This window comes from Mesorhizobium sp. M0923 (assembly GCF_040319365.1).
GTDB lineage: Bacteria > Pseudomonadota > Alphaproteobacteria > Rhizobiales > Rhizobiaceae > Mesorhizobium.
The window spans coordinates 133755-151075 of sequence record NZ_JAMYNW010000005.1 but is presented as its reverse complement, the minus strand read 5'-3'; the positions used below and the strand labels follow the sequence as shown (position 1 = coordinate 151075).

Below are 17321 nucleotides of genomic sequence, written 5' to 3'. Positions count from 1 at the left end.
GGTCAGCGGCTTGCCGGCGCGCGGCCATAGAGCAGCAGCATGGCGACGATGACGACGCCGTAGATGATCTGCCGCCCCGCCTCCGGCATCTGCATGACGGAAAGGATGGATTGCAGGAGCGTGATCAGGATGACGCCGGCGACGGTACCGAGATACGAGCCCCGTCCGCCGAGGATCGAGGTGCCGCCGAGCACCACGGCAGCGATCGACGGCAGCAGATAGGCATCGCCCATCGACTGTGCCGCCTTGGAGGCATAGCCGGCCAACAGCACGCCGCCGAAGGCCGAGAGCCCGCCCGAAACCGCAAAGGCGATCATCACCACGCGCCGTGTGTCGATGCCGGAAAGATAGGCGGCACGCTCGCGGTTGCCGATGCCGTAGACAGTGCGGCCGAAGCCGGTGCGGGTCAGCACGAACACCATTGCGGCGCCGATCAGCGCCCAGATGAGAACTGCGTTCGGCACGCCAGGAACGGCAAAGCCGGTCGCCAGATAGCGCATCGCACCGGTTGCCGAATCCTGCGGCGAGAAACCGCCCGTATAGACCACCATCAGCCCCTGCGCGACCGCGTTGGTGGCGAGCGTGATGATCATCGAGGGAATGCGCAGATAGGCGACGCCAATGCCGTTGACGATGCCGATCAGGACACCGCAGAAGATGCCGAACGGAATGGCAAGCGCCACGCCGACAGGGCCGTACGCGGCTGCGGCACAGGCCATCATGGCGCCGACCGCCACCGACCATGGCACCGACAGGTCGATCTGGCCGAGCAGGATGACCAGCATCATGCCGGTGGCGATGACGCCGAGAAACGAGGCCACCTTGAGCTGCTGCAACAGGTATTCAGGCGACAGGAAGCTGCGCGAATAGAGGCTGCCGAGGAAAAGCAGCAGCACGATACAAGCGAACGCCGTCAGCACCGCCGGGTCGGCGCGGCGGAGGAATTTCGGCATGCGGCCGGCGAGACCACTCACAGTCGTTTCGCTCACAGGAACCACTCCAGCCGGTTGCGGACCCGGAACAGGGCGAAGGCGCCGAGGCTGACCGCGATCAGCAGGATGACGCCCTGGAACAGAGGCTGCCAGAGCGGATCGAAATCGAAGACGAACAGCAGGTCGCCGATGGTGCGGAAGGCAAGCGCGCCGAAGATCGCGCCGATGGCGCTGCCCTTGCCGCCGAACAGCGACACGCCGCCAAGCACGACCGCGGCGATTGAAAACAGCGTATAGGCGTTGCCGCTCGCATAGGCCGCATCGCCGGTATAGGTGAAGAACGTCAGGAACAGCCCGCCGATCGCGGCAAGCAGCCCGGCAAGCGCATAGGCGGCGAACTTTCCACGCCGGATCGGCACGCCGGACATGTAGGCCGCCATCTCCGAGGAGCCGGCTGCATAAGCGGCGCGGCCGAGCACCGACCGGCTGAACGGCACCCAGACGACAAGCACGACCGCCACCAGCGCCACCAGGCTCGCCGGCACAATACCAAACAGGCGCCCGGTCAGCGCGTCGGCGAGCCCCTCATTGACCGAGCCGCCCGGAAACGGCCGCAGCAGCAGCGCGATGCCGAAATAGACCGCGCCGGTGGCGATGGTGGCGACGATCGGCTGCAGGCGCCCATAGATAACGATGGCGCCGTTGATTGCCCCGCACAGCAGCCCGGTGCCGAGCACGGCGATGACGCCGAAGGCGGTCTCGATGCCGGTGCCGACGACCAGCCACGACGCCAGGCAGTTGGTCAGCGTGAAGATCATGCCGACGGAGAGGTCGATGCCGGCGGTGATCACCACCAGCGTCTGCGCCATGGCGACGAAGGCGAGCAGCACGCCCTTGTTCGAAGCCGTCTGTACGACGTTGGCGGTGAAGCCCGCCGGATGGTTCGAGGTGTAGATGACGAACATGACGACGAAGATGCCGAACGCCAGCAGCGTTCCGCGCTGTTCGGCAAGCCAGTAGCGCCAATCCTTCACGCGTCCGCTCCTTGCTTTGGCATCTCTTCGTGAATGTTGAGCGCGCTGGCGATCAGCGCCCGCTCGGTGATTTCGGCGCCGACCAGTTCACGCTTCACCGCCCCGTCATAGAGCACCAGCACCCGGTCGCAGCAGCCGATCAGCTCGTCATAGTCGGTCGAATAGAACAGAATTGCCGCGCCCTGGTCGGCAAGCTTGCGCATCAACTGGTAAAGCTCCTGCTTGGTCCCGACATCGATGCCGCGTGTCGGGTCGTTGAGCAGGATGATCCGCGGCTGCCGCATCAGCCATTTGGCGATGACGACCTTCTGCTGGTTGCCGCCGGACAGCGCGCCGACCGGAATGTCGAGGCCGGCCGTCTTGATCGCCAGAAGACCGACCATGTCGTCGATCAGCCGCTGCTCGGCGGCGCGATCGATGATGCCGGCCCTGGACAGCCGGTCAAGGGCGGCGAAGGAGAGGTTTTCGCGCACCGTCATCGGCAGCATCAAGCCTTCGGTCTTGCGGTCCTCCGGGATCAGCGCCATGCCGATCCGGTCATCGCGCGCGGCGGCCGGGCTGGCGATCGCGACCGGCCTGCCGTCGATCAGGATTTGGCCCGACAGGCCGCGCAGCACACCGAAGAAGGCGAGCAGCAATTCGCGCTGGCCCTGGCCGTCGAGGCCGCCAAGCCCTACCACCTCGCCCGCCCCGACCGACAGCGAGACATCGTGCAGCCGATCCGTCCATGACAGGCTGCGCGCCTCGAGAACCGGCGCGGCTGTAGCAGCCGCCCGCGCGGGCTTGGGCGGAAAGATGTGGCTGTATTCGCGCCCGATCATCAGTTCGACGACCTCATTGTCGCTCTTGGTGCCGGCCGCATAGCTGGCGACATTGCGGCCATTGCGGAACACCGTGCACTGGTCGGCCAGCTCGGCGATCTCGTTCATGCGGTGCGATATGTAGAGCAGCGCCAGCCCTTCCGAACGCAACCGCTTCAACACGGCAAAAACCCTGGCGACGTCAGCGGCGGTCAGAGCCGAGGTCGCCTCGTCGAGGATCAGGATGCGTGGCTTGCGCGCCAGTGCCTTGGCGATCTCGACCATCTGCCTTCTTGAAAGAGGAAGATCCTTGACCAGCGCCAGTGGATGGATATCGGAGGCGCCGGCGCGAGCCAGGGCTTCTTCCGCAACGCGGCGCTGTGCCTTGCGGTCGATCATGCCGAAACGCTTGGGCGGATCGGAAATGGCGATGTTGTCAGCCACGCTGAGTTCGGGGACAAGCGACAGTTCCTGGAAGATGCACACGATGCCGGCCTGGTTGGCGGCGGCCGGCGAAGCGAAGGTCACTTCGCTTCCGTCCAGCATCATGCGGCCTTCGTCGGGCGCGACGACCCCCGCCATGACCTTGATCAGCGTCGATTTGCCGGCGCCGTTCTCGCCGAGAATGGCGTGGATGCTGCCTGGAGTGACCGACAGCTCGGCCTTTTCCAGCGCCCGCACGCCGCCATAGCGCTTGGATATGCCTTCCATGCGGAAGAGCGGAACCGCACCGTCCATCGGCCCTCCCCAGGCGCTTGGCAATCAGGATGTCGAGCGCCGACGCCGCGGGATTTCCCGCGGCGTCGGGCTGTTGGAGCTTACTGGTTTTCCTTGCTCTGGCCCATGATTTCCTGCGCCGTGAAATTGATGCCGCAGGTCGGGAAGGAATTGCCGACGAAGAAATTGTCGGACTGGTCGGGGAAGTAATCCTGGCCTGCCTTGAAGTTCGGATCCTCGACGATCGCCAGCGGCAGCTTGACCGCTTGCGGCACGACCTGGCCTTCAAGTGCCGCAATCGCTGTCTTGATGGCAACCGCAACCTGGGCCGGGCCGGTACCGGCCGACGAGCATTTCAGGCCGTCAGCGGCGAACTTGGCGCAGAATTTGCGGAAGCCATTCTCCGTCTCGCCGCCGAACGGCACGAACGGATGCTTGGCATCGATCATCGCCTGCACGATGCCGGTATCGCCGCCCTGCCCGGTAACGCCGTCGAAGGGACCATTGGTGGCAATGGCGTCGGCCGAAGCCTTTTGCGCAACGCCGTCATCCCATTTGCCAACGACCTCGGTGACATCCCACTTCTTGCCGGACGCGTCGAGAACCTCGTGGATGCCGTTGTGACGGTCGGTGTCGACGGACGTGCCGGCGACGCCGCGCACTTCCAGCACCTTGCCGCCGTTCGGCACATGCTTGACCAGCCAGTTGCCCCACAATTCGCCAAGGCCTTTCTGGTCGACATTGACGTTGATGGCATCCTTGGTGTCGAGGATGTTGTCGAAAGCGACCAGCACGACGCCGGCTTCCTTGGCCCGCTTGATGACAGGGCCGAATGCGGTCGGGTTCTGGGCGTTGACGACAATCGCGTCATAGCCGGAATCGATGAAATTGTTGATTGCCGAAATCTGGGCCGGCACGTCTTCGCCGGTCGAGACCACCTTGAATTCCTTGAGCTTGGCCGCGACCTCCGGCTGCGCCGCATAGGCCTTCGCCGTCTGCACCATCTGGATGCGCCACGTGTTGGCGATGTAGCCGTTGGCCAGAGCGATGCGGTACGGGCCGTCTTTTTTGGGGAACTTGAAGAACTGCGTATCGGCAGACCAGGGCGCGAAGCACTCAGGCTCGGCCGATGGCCCCTTGACGATTTCAGGATCGGCGATCGCCGACGAGCTCAGCATGACAAAAGCAGTGGCGGCAACGATACCGCCAACGAGTGACTTGATCATCGATATTCCTCCCAGTTGCAGTTTTGTTTGTTGTTACGTCGATGAATTTGCGCGTTCCCGGCCCGGCACCTCCCGCCTTACCCGTTGCGCGTTCAGGTGGCCGAATGCCGACCCGATTTCCTCCTTTATTGCCCGGCTAATCCCGCAAAAAACTATCATATTATACATAATAAACAAGCATGAGCTGTCGCTTATGTATAATAAACAGACTCCGCTCTTCGAGGCGAAATTCCGACCGTGGAAAGTGGTAGCGCTACCATGACGTTATGTAAAGCGCCATTTACATTGCGTTGAGCTCGCTTCAGCGCGCCGTGCTTTCACGTCGCTTGAGTTCGAAGCCGAGGTCGACGACCCGCTGCTCCGGCCTGTTGCCCTCGATAGCCGCAAGCGCCATAGCGACAGCCCGCCGGCCGATCTCGTAGCGATAGGTCCGAACGCTGGTGACCGACGGGAAAGCAACCTCCATCATGTCCAGATCGTTGAAGCCGACGATGCCGATCGTCTTCGGCACGGCGATCGAAGCGCGATGGCATTCGAACAGCACGCCAAGCGCGATATCGTCATTGTTGCAGAATACCGCGTCGAGGCTCGGCACCTTGGCCAGCGCGTCGCGGAACAATTCGCGGCCGAGTGTCACGCTGGAGGGCACCGGCGTCGTGGTGGTGAGCCTCGGATCGAACAGGCCGGCCGCCTCCATCGCCGCGCGATAGCCGGCAAGCCGCCGCTGCGAACGCGGATCCATGCGCGCGCCGATGAAGCCGATCCGGCGATAGCCCGCCTCGATCAGATGTTCCGCCGCCGCCTTGCCGCCCTCGAAATGTGAGAAACCGACCATCATGTCGACCGGATCGGGCCCGGTCTCCATCACCTGCACGACCGGACAGCCTGCCGTTTCCAGCAGTTTTCGCGAGGCCGGCGTCTGGTCGATGCCGGCCACGATCAGCGCGGCCGGGCGTTGCGGACCAAACACCTGCAGCAGCCGCTCTTCCTCGAGGCCGGAATAGTGGGTGTTGCCGAGCTGGATGCGGAAAGGGCCGTCCGACAGGCTGTCGTAGATGCCGCGCACCACTTCGGCAAAGACGTTGTTGGTAAGCGACGGTACCAGGACGCCAAACACCTCGGCGCGCGCCGACGCCAGCGCCCGCGCATTCGGGTCGGGCACATAGCCGAGCTCGTTCACCGCAGACTCGATCTGGCGGCGCAGATCTTCCGAGACGCGCCCCGGCTCACGCAAGGCGCGCGATACGGTAATGGCGCCGACGCCGGCCTTGCGGGCGACGTCGGCGATGGTCGGGCGGCCGCCGCCGCGGCGCGAGCGCGGCTTGATCACTATACTCGTCCCGACGCCGGGCAACCGCCCAGACGCGACCGTGAGACGATGTTCAGGGTCTTTGCCACTGCTGCCTTGCCAACCCGTTGCCACACCTTGTCTGGCGTCGCGCAGCCCTCGGCTATTGTCAAGCGACCGCCGGAGAGACTGTGCCCGTGTCGCCGTGCTTCAGGCCGTCACAGCAGCGCTCCACCGGGCCTTCCACAGCAGCAGCACCATGGCCAAAATGTTCAGCAGGTTCCAGGCAATGCCGTTGAGGAACGCGGCGGCATACGAACCGGTCAAATCGTAGATCCAGCCCGACATCCAGCCGCCGATTGCCATGCCGAAGATGGTCGCCATCATGACGATGCCGACGCGCTGGCCAGCCTCTTTGGCAGGCATATATTCGCGCACGATGATCGCATAACAGGGCACGATGCCGCCCTGCGACAGGCCGAAGACCAGCGAGACGACATAAAGCGAGGCAAGCCCGTCGAACGGGATGTAGAACAACAGCGACAGGCATTGCAGCACCGAGCCGATCAGCAGGGTTTTGACGCCGCCGATGCGATCGGCAAGGAAGCCCGAGCCAAGCCGACTGACGACGCCCGCCGCCAGCATGATCGACAGCATATCGGCGCCATGCGCCACGCCGTAGCCGAGATCCATGCAGTAGGCGACGATATGGACTTGCGGCATCGACATCGCCACGCAGCAGCCGAGTCCGGCGACGATGAGCAGCGCCTGCAAGGCCGCCGGCGACAGCGAGATCGGCTGGACCACGCGGCTGCCCGGCGATCCGGGAGCCGCGTGGGGCGGTGCGCCGCGCCGGAGCAGCAGGATCAGCGGCACCATGGTGACCAGGCAGACGACGCCGATCGCGGCATAGGTGAAGCGCCAGCCTTCGGTCTGCATGACATAGGGCATCGCCGTCGGCCAGATCGCTCCGGCGAGATAGTTGCCGGACGCGGCAGCCGTCACCGCAACGCCGCGGCGCCGGTTGAACCAGTGCGAGATGTCGGCAATCAGCGGCCCGAAGATCGCCGACGAGCCGACGCCGATCAACAGGCCCTGGACGAGGGTGAACTGCAGGATCGAACTGGTCAGCGACGCCAGCAGGAAGCCGGCGCCAAGTGTAATCGCGGCAATCAGCGCCGGAACCCAATACCCCACGCGGTCGATGGCGCGGCCGAACAGCACATTGCCGGCGGCAAAGCCGACCATGGTCGCAGTATAGGGCATCGAGGCAGCGGCGCGATCGACGCCGAATTCTGCCTGCACGGCGGGCAGCACCACGACCACCGCCCACATGCCGACCCCGCCTATGGTTGCCAGCAGCATCGAGACGCCGAGCCGTATCCAGGCATAGGCACTGTCGATGCCGGAACTTGCTGCCTGGTTTGAGACGATGGGGGTCAAGAACGTTTCCTGTCCGCAGTTCTTAAATCGGCGGTTCTGACCACTATCAGCGCATTCGCATCGCGGAGCAGCGCCACGACGGGCCAATCCGTGGCTCCAGGGATGCGGGCCGAAGTGGAACAGTGGCGCACCATAGGGCGTTTTCTTTTCGAACGAGCTTGTGGAAGGAGTTTGCCATGACCGCGCAACGGAAATGGTCTGCCGACGTCACCGAGCATAGCGACGCGCTGGATCTCGAGGAGCACATCTTCGAATCCCACGATCCGAGGAAGATCGCCGCCTCGCTGAGGCGGTCGGCCGAGCACAGCGACCGGCGCAAGGCGGGGCCGTTTCAATCCGCCATGTCGATGCTGAATTTCTACATCAACCGCGCCGGCAAGAACCTGCCGGCGGCGCAGAAGAAAGTGCTGGAGGACGCAAAGGACGAACTGCGCGTCCTTTTTGGCCGCCCAAAGGAAGACTAGAATCGGTCACTATTGATTGGTTCTGCCAAATCAGGCTGAACTGGACCTAGTGACAGGTCCTCTTTGCCGCCAATTTGCAGGCTCGGCTTGTATTCCCAAGCCCGCAAAAGCCTGGCGCCATGACGGTCAAGATCGGCATCAATCCCATCACCTGGAGCAATGACGACGTTCCAGCACTTGGCGGCGACACGCCGCTGGAGACCTGCCTGTCGGAAACCGTGCAGGCCGGCTACCGAGGCACCGAGCTTGGCGGGAAATTTCCGCGGCAGGCCGAAGTGCTTGGGCCGATCCTGTCCTCCTATGGGCTGGAACTCGTCTCCGGCTGGTATGATGGCCGCATTCTCGACCGTACGGTCGACGAAGAATTTGCAGTGATCGCCCCGCATCTGAAGCTGCTGCGAGACCTTGGCGCCAAAATTGTCGTCTATGCCGACACCTCACGCGGTCGCCATAACGGCATTTTCGCACCAATCTCGGAGCGTCCGCGCCTCACCGACGGCGACTGGCGGGCCTATGGCGAGAAACTGACCATGCTCGCCGACCGCATGGCCGCGTTCGGGGTCGGCATGGCCTTCCACCACCACATGGGCACGATCGTCGAGACCGACAATGAAGTCGACCGGCTGATGGCGGCGACGGGCCAAAGCGTCGGCCTTTTATTCGATACCGGCCACTGCCTGTTCTCGGGCGGTGACCCGCTGTCGCTATTGCAACGGCATCTCGACCGCATCGTGCATTTCCACTGCAAGGACGTTCGCAGGCCGGTGCTGGATAGAGCGCGCCGCGAGGACATGAGCTTCATGGCGGCGGTGATGGAAGGCATTTTTACCGTGCCAGGCGACGGCTCGGTCGATTTCCTGTCATTGCTGAAACCCCTCGCCGAGCGCGGCTATGAAGGCTGGATCGTTGTCGAGGCCGAGCAGGATCCGGCCAAGGCGCATCCGCTGACCTATGCCAGCAAGGGCTACGTCTCGTTGCTCGCCACCGCCCGCAAGGCTGGGTTCGAAGTGGCGACGTGGCAGGCAAAATGACCGGCTCGCACTGAGGGCCGGACGAAACCAATGGGCGCGCGCCTCGATGGGGTTAACGACGCGAAAGCGCCCGGCGATCCGCGCCGCCTTGCTCCCTGTGCGGCGCGGATCGCAGAATCCGGCTCTGGATTTCAAGCCCCCGATTTTCAAGCTTGAGGCCGGCCGGAAGCCGTGCCTTGATGCAACCGAGGAGGAGCGACATGGCTTTCGAAGCTGCGCTTGGCATGGAACGGCTTTGCACCATCCGGGAGATTGCCGAGAAGGCGGAACTTGGCGCCGCCACCGTTCATCGCGCGCTGAAGAACAGCCGCGAGGTCCACCCCGAAACCAGGCGACTGGTGCTTGATACCGTCTGTCGGCTCAACGAGGAAAAGATCGCCCGCGCCGCCCGGTTCGTCGGGGGATAGTGCCTTGGCCGACCACATGCGCCTTTCCCTCGACATCATGTCGGTCGACCGCGCTTCGGAAGAACCGATGCATCGTCAGATCTACGCCGCCTTGCGACGCTTCATCCTTGACGGCCAAATCCCGCAGAACACGCTGCTGCCGTCGACGCGCTCGCTGGCCGAAGATCTGAAGGTCGGGCGCAACACGGTCATCGCCGCCTATGACCAGCTCCTCGCCGAAGGTTTTATCGAGGCGCGTGCCGGATCGGGCACCTGGGTAGCGCCGATCCAGCAGAACCGCCCCTTGGCATCTCTGCGCGCCGGACTGGCAGCGCCGCAAAAACTGTCGCGGCGCGGTCAGACCATCGTCAACGGCCCGCAACCGCCGCGTAATGCCGGCGTCATCAATTTCCATCCCGGCGTGCCTGAAACGGCGTCGTTTCCATTCACCATCTGGTCAAGCCTTCTGGTGCGCAATGCACGCAGCCGCGACGAGAGCCTGCTTGGTTATCTCTCCTTTGCCGGCCACCCCGGCCTGCGTCAGGCCATTGCCTCGACCATCGGCCTGTCGCGCGGCATCAGCTGCACCGCCGACCAGGTGATCATCGTCACCGGTGCGCAGGCAGCGCTCGATCTTGTCTCGCGCGTGCTGATGGACGAAGGCGACCATGTCTGGATGGAGGAGCCCGGCTATCTCGGCGCCAAGAGCGCCTTTCTCGCCAGCGGCGCCAGGCTGGCACCGTTGAAGGTCGACCGGCGTGGCTGGCATCTTGCCGATCCGGAGCTGCCGCCGCCGCGGCTGATCTATGTGACGCCATCCTGCCAATGGCCGTTCGGCACCATCATGCGCATCGAGGAGCGATTGCAGTTGCTCGACATCGCCGAACGCAACGGCGCCTGGATCGTCGAGGATGACTATGACGGCGAATACCGGTTCCGCGGCCGGCCGGTGCCGGCGCTGCGCGGGCTCGATCATGCCGACCGCGTCGTCTATATCGGCAGCTTCGGCAAGACGCTGATCCCGGCGCTGCGCATCGGCTATCTGATCGTGCCGCGCGAACTGTCGGTGCCGTTCGACCGGGCGGTGAGCATCACCGGCCAGTTCGCGCCGCTGATCCTGCAGGCAACGGTCAACGATTTCATCACGCAGGGCTATTTCGCCACGCACCTCAAACGCATGCGCCGGCTCTACGCGCGCCGGCAGGCGAACTTCGTCAAGCTGTGCCAGGAGCATCTGGCCGAATGGCTGACCGTCACGGAAAACGATTCCGGCATGCAGCTGCTGGCGAGCTTCGTCAGGCCCTACAAGGACAGCGACGTGGTCGCCGCCGCCGTCAAGGAGGGGCTCGACGTCCAGGGCATCTCGATCAACTACCATTCCACAGAACCCGAGCACGGCCTGCTGCTCGGCTATGCGGCAATGGACGAACGCCAGATCCTGCGCGCGGTGCTGGCGCTGCGCGCCGCGTTCCTAAGGTTGGACAGAAGCTAGAGCCAGGCTTCCCCAATCCGGGCTTTCCGGCGCCGGCGCATGTTGCCTGGCAAGATCGGGAATCCCTAGGATCCCGGCTAGCGACGCCGATGCAGCCAAGGCAGCGCCCGCTTCGCTCTCTTGGCGCGAAGAGATCGCCCCCACGGATCAGCCGGGCGCGCTTACCCTACTGCTTGATCTCGGGTTCGACGAGTTTCGCCAGATTTCGCAGCGACTCCTGCCAGCCGAGATAGCAGGCCTCAACCGGGATGGCATCTGGAATACCGGCCTGCGTGATATTCACTTCGGTGCCGACCGACACTTTCTTCAATGTCACGGTCACCTCGATCTCGCCGGGCAGGTTGGGGTCGTCGAACCGGTCGGTGTAGCGCAGCTGCTCATTGGGCACGAGCTCGACATATTCGCCCCCGAACGAGTGGCTGTCGCCGGTGGTGAAGTTGCGGAAGGACATTTTGAACGTACCGCCGACTTTCGCCTCGAAGTGATGAACCGTGCAGGTGAAGCCGTTCGGCGGCAGCCATTTCGCAAGTGCATCCGCTTCGAGGAACGCGCGGTAGACTTTCTCCGGGCTGGTTGTCAGAACGCGGTGCAGACGTACGGTGCCGGGCATATCGTTAATCCTCCGTGGTTGGTGATCGATGCCCCTAGGACGAGCGGGAGCCCGGCCTATCCGACACGGGCCTGCGGATTTTTTGACGACCGGTTATGCCGGCCGGAATCCCCGCCCGGCCGCCGGACAAGGAACTCGGCCGCAGGGTAGCAAACCGTGTCGGAACTGGTCTAGTTCACACTGTCGAACTTCTGCAGATCAACCGGTGCCGCTTTGCGCAATTCGACATCATCCAGCGAAGCATTTTCCAGCGCCACCCGCGCCGCCGCGTCGATGTTGTGGATCATGTCCTGAATATCGGTATCGTCATGCGCCGGGTTCATGGCGATCATCACCGTGCGATTGAGGATGTCGAGCGAGCGCTTGCCGAGGTCGTCGGCGTAATCCAGCCGCAGGCCCTGGTTCTCGGGCAATGCATAAGGATTGAGCGCCGGATGATGCGCCCCTTCATGCATCAGCACCTGGTCCCACTGGGTGAAATTGTGACGGCCGGTCTTGCCGGCAACGACGCTCGGAATGGTCTTCGAAAAAGTCTGCGCGGCCTGCTCGCTCGGCAGTAGGTACATCACCTGTGCGGCGCAATCGTCGTCCGGGCTGTTCATCGGCGACGGTGTCAGACCGAGATTGCCGAGATGGCGGGTGCCGGCCAGCACCATCTTCTTCTCGGCGCGCATCGCCTCGATGATGCCGTCCAGTCGATCGAGTTGGACGTTGAGCATCGCCCCCATCAGTTCGGAAGCACGCGCGCCGATGCCGGCGAAGGGTTTGATGCTGTCGCTTCTGCCCTGCCAGTAGAAATGGCAAGGGTCGATGGCGCAGCGCGCCCGCTCCGCCACTTTCGGGTCGCTGGTGGCAATGCCGCCGCCCTCGCCCGAGGTCATGTTCTTGAAGTAGTTGAAGGAATAGGCGCCGGCATGGCCGATCGAGCCGAGCTTGCGGCCCTCATAGCCGCCGCCGATGCCTTGGCAGACATCCTCGAGCACCAGCAAGCCGCGCTTGGCAGCAATGTCCATGATCGCATTCATGTTGCAGGCCGCGCCCCACATATGCACCGGGATGACCGCCCTGGTGCGCGGCCCGATGGCATCGCGCAAGGCGACGGGATCGATGGTCAGGCTCTCGTCGATGTCGACGATGACGGGAATGGCCCCGACCGACAGCACCGCGGTCGCTGTCGCCATATAGGTGTGCGCGGGCACCAGCACTTCGTCCCCCGGACCGATGCCGAGCCCGATCAGGCCGGCCGCGAGCCCATAGGTGCCGCTGGCGGCCAGTGCGAAATGCTCGACGCCAAGATGCTGCGCATAGCGGGCCTCGAAGCGGTCGCATTCGCTGTCCTTGCCGTAACGAAACAGCGCGCCCGAGCGGATCACCCTGGCAATGGCTTCGATTTCCTCTTCGCCGGCGGTGTACATGGCAGGCCTCCAAGTTACTTGGTAGTTTGGGTCACTTGGTAATGTGGGTCGCTTGATGGTGTGGACAGCTGTAGGCTTGTCGGCACAGTTTGGAAGAACCACTCCGCCGCTATTCGACCAAGCCATCTGCGCCCGGAAGACGGTTCCTATGAGTGGTTTTGAACCCTGATTGGGGAAATCGGCAGCTAAGTGTCTCAGCCGGCAGGCAAATCGTACCCATCCGAATTCGCCAAAGTGGCCCTGTCGGAAAGCCAGCTTTCGGCGTTCCATTCCGGCCAGTTGGGCAAACGGTTGGTTCCATGAAATACGGGACACACTTTGGAAGACCCTCGAGACCGGCGCGCCGGCGGAAAGGCCGACATTCGTGAACGCCGCCGGCTCCAGCAAACGGATCGTGCTCCACGAGGACGATGTCGGCATGTGCCACGGCGCCAACAGCGCCTTTCTCGAATTGAACGGGCTAGGTGTCTGCAGTTCCGGCGCGGTGATGGTGCCGTGCCCGTGGTTCCTCGAAATGGCCGAAAGCGCCGCAGCCAACCCTGGCCTTGACCTTGGCGTCCACCTGACGCTGAACAGCGAGAAACAGCACTACAAATGGCGGCCGCTGACCGCGCCGTCGCGGGCGGCCGGCCTGACCGACGAGTTCGGCTTCTTATGGCCCGACGTGGCGACCACGCGCCGCAAGGCGGTGCCGCAGGCGGTCGAGGCCGAGCTTCGCGCCCAGATCGACACCGCCTATCGCGCCGGCATCGACGTCACCCACCTCGACGCGCATATGGGCGCAGCATTGTCGCCCGAATTTTGCGACATCTACATCAAGCTCGGGCTCGAATATCAGCTGCCCGTGCTGCTGACCAAGACCCTGTCCGCTTATTCCCCCAACGACAATCTGGTCGGCGTCACCGAGGAGGCGTTCCAGCGCGGCGTGGCGCTGGCCCGCGCCGGCGGCTTTGCCATTTTCGACGCCGCCATCCAGACGACCTGGGGCCGGCCGCGCTCCAGGCCGATCGAGCCCGTTTACAAAGCGCTCATCGAGGGTGTGCGCGAGGGCCTGACTTTCTTTTGCCTGCATTGCAACGCGCCCGGTGAACTCGAGCTGATCGAGCCGCGCTCCGCCTATATCCGCACCGAAGAGTACGAGCTGTTCCGCGACCAGGGCTTTCGCGACTGGCTCGCCGCACAGCCGATCGATGTCATCGGCATGAAGCCGTTGCGCGAGGAGCTTCGCGCAGCACTCTCGGCCGGGCGATCGTCAACATCAGCCCGCGGCAACAACGCGGGCGAACAGCGATTGACGTCGGCAAAGGCCCGCAAAGCGGCCACCCGATCCGCGACGTGAGCCGATCGTCGCGGCCGGAAAACGGCGCCAGAGGGATTGGAACTGCAACGACAAATGGGAGAATAAGATGAAAACTCTTCTGAAAGCGGCATTGGGCGCCTTCGTCACGGCGGGCCTGATGACAGGCATTGCATATGCCGCGGGCCTCAAGGATCCGAAGGACGTCCACATCACGTTCGTCGTGCATGGGTCGGCGTCCGATCCCTATTGGTCAGTGGTCAAGCGCGGCGTCGATGACGCGGCCGCCCTCACCGGCGCCAAGGTCGAATATTACGCGCCGCAGGTCTTCGACGTGGTCGAGCAGGCCCGGCTTCTGGACGCCGCCATCGCCACCAAGCCGGACGGCATCGCGGTCTCCATCGCCGACGCCAATGCACTCGGCAAATCCGTCAAATCCGGGCTTGCCGCCAATATTCCGATGGTGGTTCTGGATTCCGGCGAGAAGGAAGGCGCCGAGCTCGGCACCACGCTCTATGTCGGCACCGTTTCCGAATATGATTCCGGCAAGAAGGCCGGCGAGCGGCTGGCCAAGGAAGGCACGCTCAAGGTCGTCTGCATCAACCACGAGGTCGGCAATGTCAGCCTCGACCAGCGCTGCCAGGGCCTCAATGACGGGCTGAAGCCATCCGGCGGCGGCACCGAGGTTCTGGCCGTGGCGCCCGATCCGGCCGACATCCAGCGCCGCACCGAAGCCTATCTGTCGGCGCATCCCGACACCCAAGCCGTCTTTGCGCTTGGTGCCACCGCCGCCAATCCGCTGATCCCGATGTTCCGCGACAAGGAACTGTTCGGCAAGCTCAAGCTCTACACTTTCGACATCAGCCCGGAGGTCCTCGACTCTGTCGTCGCCGGCGAAATGGGCTTCGGCATGGACGCCCAGCAATATCTGATGGGCTATCTGCCGGTGATCTATCTGGTCGAGCAGGCGACGCACGGCTTCTGGCCGCAGAACAACGCCTATACCGGGCCGCTGTTCATCGACTCGCCAGAAAAAGCCAAGGCGATCCTGGCCCTCGCCAAAGAGGGCATCCGCTAGGCCAGCACTCCGACGGAACGGGAGAATGCGCCAGGCGCTCTCCCGATCCGTTCGAAGATTGCGAATTGAGCGATTGGAGAGCCTAATGGCGGTCGTGGAAGACAAGGCGATACCTCCGGGCGAACTGAAGGCGACCGACCGCTTCGGCATGACGTCGAAGCGGGCCGCCGGCGCCGACGAGCGGCTGGCCAGCACCGGCAAGCTGACCCAGTGGCTGCGCCGGCCGGAAGCCGGTGCTGCCGGCGGGCTGCTTGCGACGATCATCATCTTTGCGCTGCTGCCGGGCGCGGCGAACCTCTATTCGCTGCAGGGGTCGATGACCTTCCTGACGCTGTCGGCGGAGCTCGGCATCGTCGCCACCGCAGCAGCACTTCTCATCATCGCCGGCGAGTTCGACCTTTCGGTCGGCTCCATGGTCGGCTTTGCCGGTGTCGTCATCGGGCTGACGGTGAAATACTGGGGCCTGCCGTTATGGGGCGGCATCGCCTGTGCCTTCGCCGTTGCCATCCTCACCGGCTATCTCAATGGCCTGATCGTGGTGAAGACGCGCCTGCCCTCCTTCATCGTCACGCTCGCCACGCTCTATATCCTGCGCGGACTGTCGATCGGCATCACCCGCGCCGTCACCGGCCGCACACAAATTCCCTACATCCTCGAAGGCGCACCGGACCCGGCGACGGCTGGCCTGTTCAACGGCCATCTGCTCACCGGCCTGTTCCACTGGATGGGCGCGCAAGGCTGGATCGGCACCCGCAGCGACGGCATTCCCTTCGTCGCCGGCATTCCGATGTCGATCGTCTGGTGGCTTGGCCTGACGGCGCTGGCCGGCTACGTGCTCACCCAGACGAAATACGGCAACTGGATTTTCGCTACCGGCGGCGACCTGATCGCCGCCCGCAACGTCGGCGTGCCGGTCGATCGCGTCAAGATCAGCCTGTTCATCTACACCGCTTGCGCGGCGACGCTGCTTGCCACCATCCAGGTGATGGAGGCGGGCTCCGCCGACACCACGCGCGGCCTGCTCAAGGAGTTCGAGGCGATCATCGCCGCCGTCATCGGCGGCGTGCTGCTCACCGGCGGCTACGGCACAGTCTATGGTGTGCTGTTCGGCGCGCTGATCTTCGGGCTGGTGCAGATGGGCATCTTCTACACCGGCATCGACACCGACTGGTTCAAGGTCTTCCTCGGCATCGTCATCCTGATGGCCGTGCTGGTCAACAACTACATCAGGCTGAAGGCGCTCGGCCGCGGAGGTGGCAAATGACCGAGCGGGCCCAAATGAGCGAACCCGCAATGGAACTGCGCGGCGTCAGCGTCAATTTCGGCTCGGTGCGCGCGCTCCAGGACATCGACATCAAGGTCTATCCGGGCGAGGTCCACTGCCTGCTCGGCGACAACGGCGCCGGCAAGTCGACGCTGATCAAGGTTCTGTCCGGCGTCTACCGGCCGAGCAAAGGCGAAATCCTGGTCGACGGCAAGACGGTCACCTTCCGCAGCCCGCGCGACGCGCAGGAGCTCGGCGTGGCAACGGTGTTCCAGGACCTCGGCATGATCTCGCTGATGTCGATCACCCGCAACTTCTTCCTCGGCCGCGAACCGACCAAAAGCAGCCTGCCCTTCTCGCGCATCGACAAGGAGCGCGCCAACACTATCGCCAGGCAGGCAATGGCCGATATCGGCATCGATGTGCGCGACCCGACGCAAGCCGTCGGCACGCTGTCGGGCGGCGAGCGCCAGTCGGTGGCGATCGCCCGCGCCGTGCATTTTGGCGCGCGCGTGCTGATCCTTGACGAGCCGACCTCGGCACTCGGCGTCCACCAGGCGGCGATGGTGCTGAAGTTCATCATCGAAGCACGCATGCGGGGCCTGGCCGTGATCTTCATCAGCCACAACATCCACCATGCCTATCCGGTCGGCGACACCTTCACGCTGCTCAACCGCGGCCGCAATCGCGGTACCTACGCCAAATCGGACATCTCGCGCGACGAGGTCATCTCGATCATGTCGGGTGGCGAGGATCTGAAGGCGGTCGAGGCGGAGATTGCCGGCCTGCTCGCCCAGATCGGCAACCGGCCGCCTGCGGCGGCTTGAGCTGACAATCGGACATC

The 17321-nt window shown here is 64.0% G+C and carries 16 protein-coding genes; 8 read left to right on the top strand and 8 right to left on the bottom strand.

What is annotated here, in order from left to right; all coding sequences use genetic code 11:
- Positions 1 to 2: 2 nt before the first annotated feature.
- From NKH89_RS10820 to NKH89_RS10795, 6 genes are all read right to left on the bottom strand, one after another.
- Positions 3 to 989: an ABC transporter permease gene (locus NKH89_RS10820; RefSeq protein WP_352495779.1), complete on the bottom strand. Its 987-nt coding sequence runs from the start codon at positions 987 to 989 to the stop codon at positions 3 to 5.
- Positions 986 to 1966 carry an ABC transporter permease gene (locus NKH89_RS10815; protein ID WP_023721232.1) on the bottom strand — a complete coding sequence of 327 codons (981 nt, stop codon included), beginning with the start codon at positions 1964 to 1966 and terminating at the stop codon, positions 986 to 988. The genes NKH89_RS10820 and NKH89_RS10815 overlap by 4 nt, the downstream gene beginning before the upstream one ends.
- Positions 1963 to 3504 carry a sugar ABC transporter ATP-binding protein gene (locus NKH89_RS10810; protein ID WP_352481559.1) on the bottom strand — a complete coding sequence of 514 codons (1542 nt, stop codon included), beginning with the start codon at positions 3502 to 3504 and terminating at the stop codon, positions 1963 to 1965. Before NKH89_RS10810 ends, NKH89_RS10815 begins: the two co-directional genes overlap by 4 nt.
- Positions 3505 to 3584: 80 nt before the next feature.
- Complete coding sequence (locus tag NKH89_RS10805; RefSeq protein WP_352481560.1) at positions 3585 to 4709, bottom strand: sugar ABC transporter substrate-binding protein; 1125 nt, start codon at positions 4707 to 4709, stop codon at positions 3585 to 3587.
- A 301-nt stretch (positions 4710 to 5010) separates the two neighbouring features.
- Positions 5011 to 6039: an HTH-type transcriptional regulator GntR gene (gntR, locus tag NKH89_RS10800; RefSeq protein ID WP_352481561.1), complete on the bottom strand. Its 1029-nt coding sequence runs from the start codon at positions 6037 to 6039 to the stop codon at positions 5011 to 5013.
- A 168-nt stretch (positions 6040 to 6207) separates the two neighbouring features.
- Positions 6208 to 7440, bottom strand: coding sequence for an MFS transporter (locus tag NKH89_RS10795; protein WP_352495777.1), 1233 nt, complete (start codon positions 7438 to 7440; stop codon positions 6208 to 6210).
- A gap of 176 nt (positions 7441 to 7616) precedes the next feature.
- Here NKH89_RS10795 and NKH89_RS10790 point away from each other — a divergent pair, with 176 nt between their 5' ends.
- From NKH89_RS10790 to mocR, 4 genes are all read left to right on the top strand, one after another.
- The gene (locus NKH89_RS10790) at positions 7617 to 7904 is read left to right on the top strand and encodes a DUF3175 domain-containing protein (RefSeq protein ID WP_352481563.1); all 288 of its coding nucleotides are present in this window, start codon (positions 7617 to 7619) and stop codon (positions 7902 to 7904) included.
- A gap of 119 nt (positions 7905 to 8023) precedes the next feature.
- A complete protein-coding gene (gene iolE / locus NKH89_RS10785; protein WP_352908846.1) occupies positions 8024 to 8935 on the top strand; it encodes a myo-inosose-2 dehydratase in 912 nt (303 codons plus the stop codon).
- A gap of 200 nt (positions 8936 to 9135) precedes the next feature.
- Positions 9136 to 9342 carry a LacI family DNA-binding transcriptional regulator gene (locus tag NKH89_RS10780; protein WP_023721239.1) on the top strand — a complete coding sequence of 69 codons (207 nt, stop codon included), beginning with the start codon at positions 9136 to 9138 and terminating at the stop codon, positions 9340 to 9342.
- Positions 9343 to 9346: 4 nt separating this feature from the next.
- A complete protein-coding gene (mocR, locus tag NKH89_RS10775; protein ID WP_352908844.1) occupies positions 9347 to 10813 on the top strand; it encodes a rhizopine catabolism transcriptional regulator MocR in 1467 nt (488 codons plus the stop codon).
- A gap of 166 nt (positions 10814 to 10979) precedes the next feature.
- Here the strand turns inward: mocR and NKH89_RS10770 are convergent, their stop codons facing one another.
- Positions 10980 to 11423 (bottom strand): SRPBCC family protein, encoded by a 444-nt coding sequence (locus tag NKH89_RS10770; RefSeq protein ID WP_352481566.1) that lies wholly within the window; start codon positions 11421 to 11423, stop codon positions 10980 to 10982.
- 170 nt (positions 11424 to 11593) lie between these two features.
- Positions 11594 to 12838 carry a DegT/DnrJ/EryC1/StrS family aminotransferase gene (locus NKH89_RS10765; protein WP_023721241.1) on the bottom strand — a complete coding sequence of 415 codons (1245 nt, stop codon included), beginning with the start codon at positions 12836 to 12838 and terminating at the stop codon, positions 11594 to 11596.
- Between the two features lie 364 nt (positions 12839 to 13202).
- Here NKH89_RS10765 and NKH89_RS10760 point away from each other — a divergent pair, with 364 nt between their 5' ends.
- From NKH89_RS10760 to NKH89_RS10745, 4 genes are all read left to right on the top strand, one after another.
- A complete protein-coding gene (locus NKH89_RS10760; protein ID WP_352908842.1) occupies positions 13203 to 14177 on the top strand; it encodes a polysaccharide deacetylase family protein in 975 nt (324 codons plus the stop codon).
- A gap of 67 nt (positions 14178 to 14244) precedes the next feature.
- Positions 14245 to 15213: a rhizopine catabolism ABC transporter substrate-binding protein gene (locus NKH89_RS10755; protein WP_023721243.1), complete on the top strand. Its 969-nt coding sequence runs from the start codon at positions 14245 to 14247 to the stop codon at positions 15211 to 15213.
- A gap of 148 nt (positions 15214 to 15361) precedes the next feature.
- The gene (locus NKH89_RS10750; RefSeq protein ID WP_352788727.1) at positions 15362 to 16477 is read left to right on the top strand and encodes an ABC transporter permease; all 1116 of its coding nucleotides are present in this window, start codon (positions 15362 to 15364) and stop codon (positions 16475 to 16477) included.
- 14 nt (positions 16478 to 16491) lie between these two features.
- Positions 16492 to 17304, top strand: coding sequence for an ATP-binding cassette domain-containing protein (locus NKH89_RS10745; protein ID WP_352788587.1), 813 nt, complete (start codon positions 16492 to 16494; stop codon positions 17302 to 17304).
- Positions 17305 to 17321 lie beyond the last annotated feature (17 nt).

Coding starts and splice junctions, on each gene's coding strand:
- NKH89_RS10810 (WP_352481559.1), bottom strand. CDS start 3,504: ATGGACGGTGCGGTTCCGCTCTTCCGCATGGAAGGCATATCCAAGCGC.
- NKH89_RS10805 (WP_352481560.1), bottom strand. CDS start 4,709: ATGATCAAGTCACTCGTTGGCGGTATCGTTGCCGCCACTGCTTTTGTC.
- NKH89_RS10790 (WP_352481563.1), top strand. CDS start 7,617: ATGACCGCGCAACGGAAATGGTCTGCCGACGTCACCGAGCATAGCGAC.
- iolE (WP_352908846.1), top strand. CDS start 8,024: ATGACGGTCAAGATCGGCATCAATCCCATCACCTGGAGCAATGACGAC.
- NKH89_RS10780 (WP_023721239.1), top strand. CDS start 9,136: ATGGCTTTCGAAGCTGCGCTTGGCATGGAACGGCTTTGCACCATCCGG.
- NKH89_RS10770 (WP_352481566.1), bottom strand. CDS start 11,423: ATGCCCGGCACCGTACGTCTGCACCGCGTTCTGACAACCAGCCCGGAG.
- NKH89_RS10765 (WP_023721241.1), bottom strand. CDS start 12,838: ATGTACACCGCCGGCGAAGAGGAAATCGAAGCCATTGCCAGGGTGATC.
- NKH89_RS10755 (WP_023721243.1), top strand. CDS start 14,245: ATGAAAACTCTTCTGAAAGCGGCATTGGGCGCCTTCGTCACGGCGGGC.
- NKH89_RS10750 (WP_352788727.1), top strand. CDS start 15,362: ATGACGTCGAAGCGGGCCGCCGGCGCCGACGAGCGGCTGGCCAGCACC.
- NKH89_RS10745 (WP_352788587.1), top strand. CDS start 16,492: ATGAGCGAACCCGCAATGGAACTGCGCGGCGTCAGCGTCAATTTCGGC.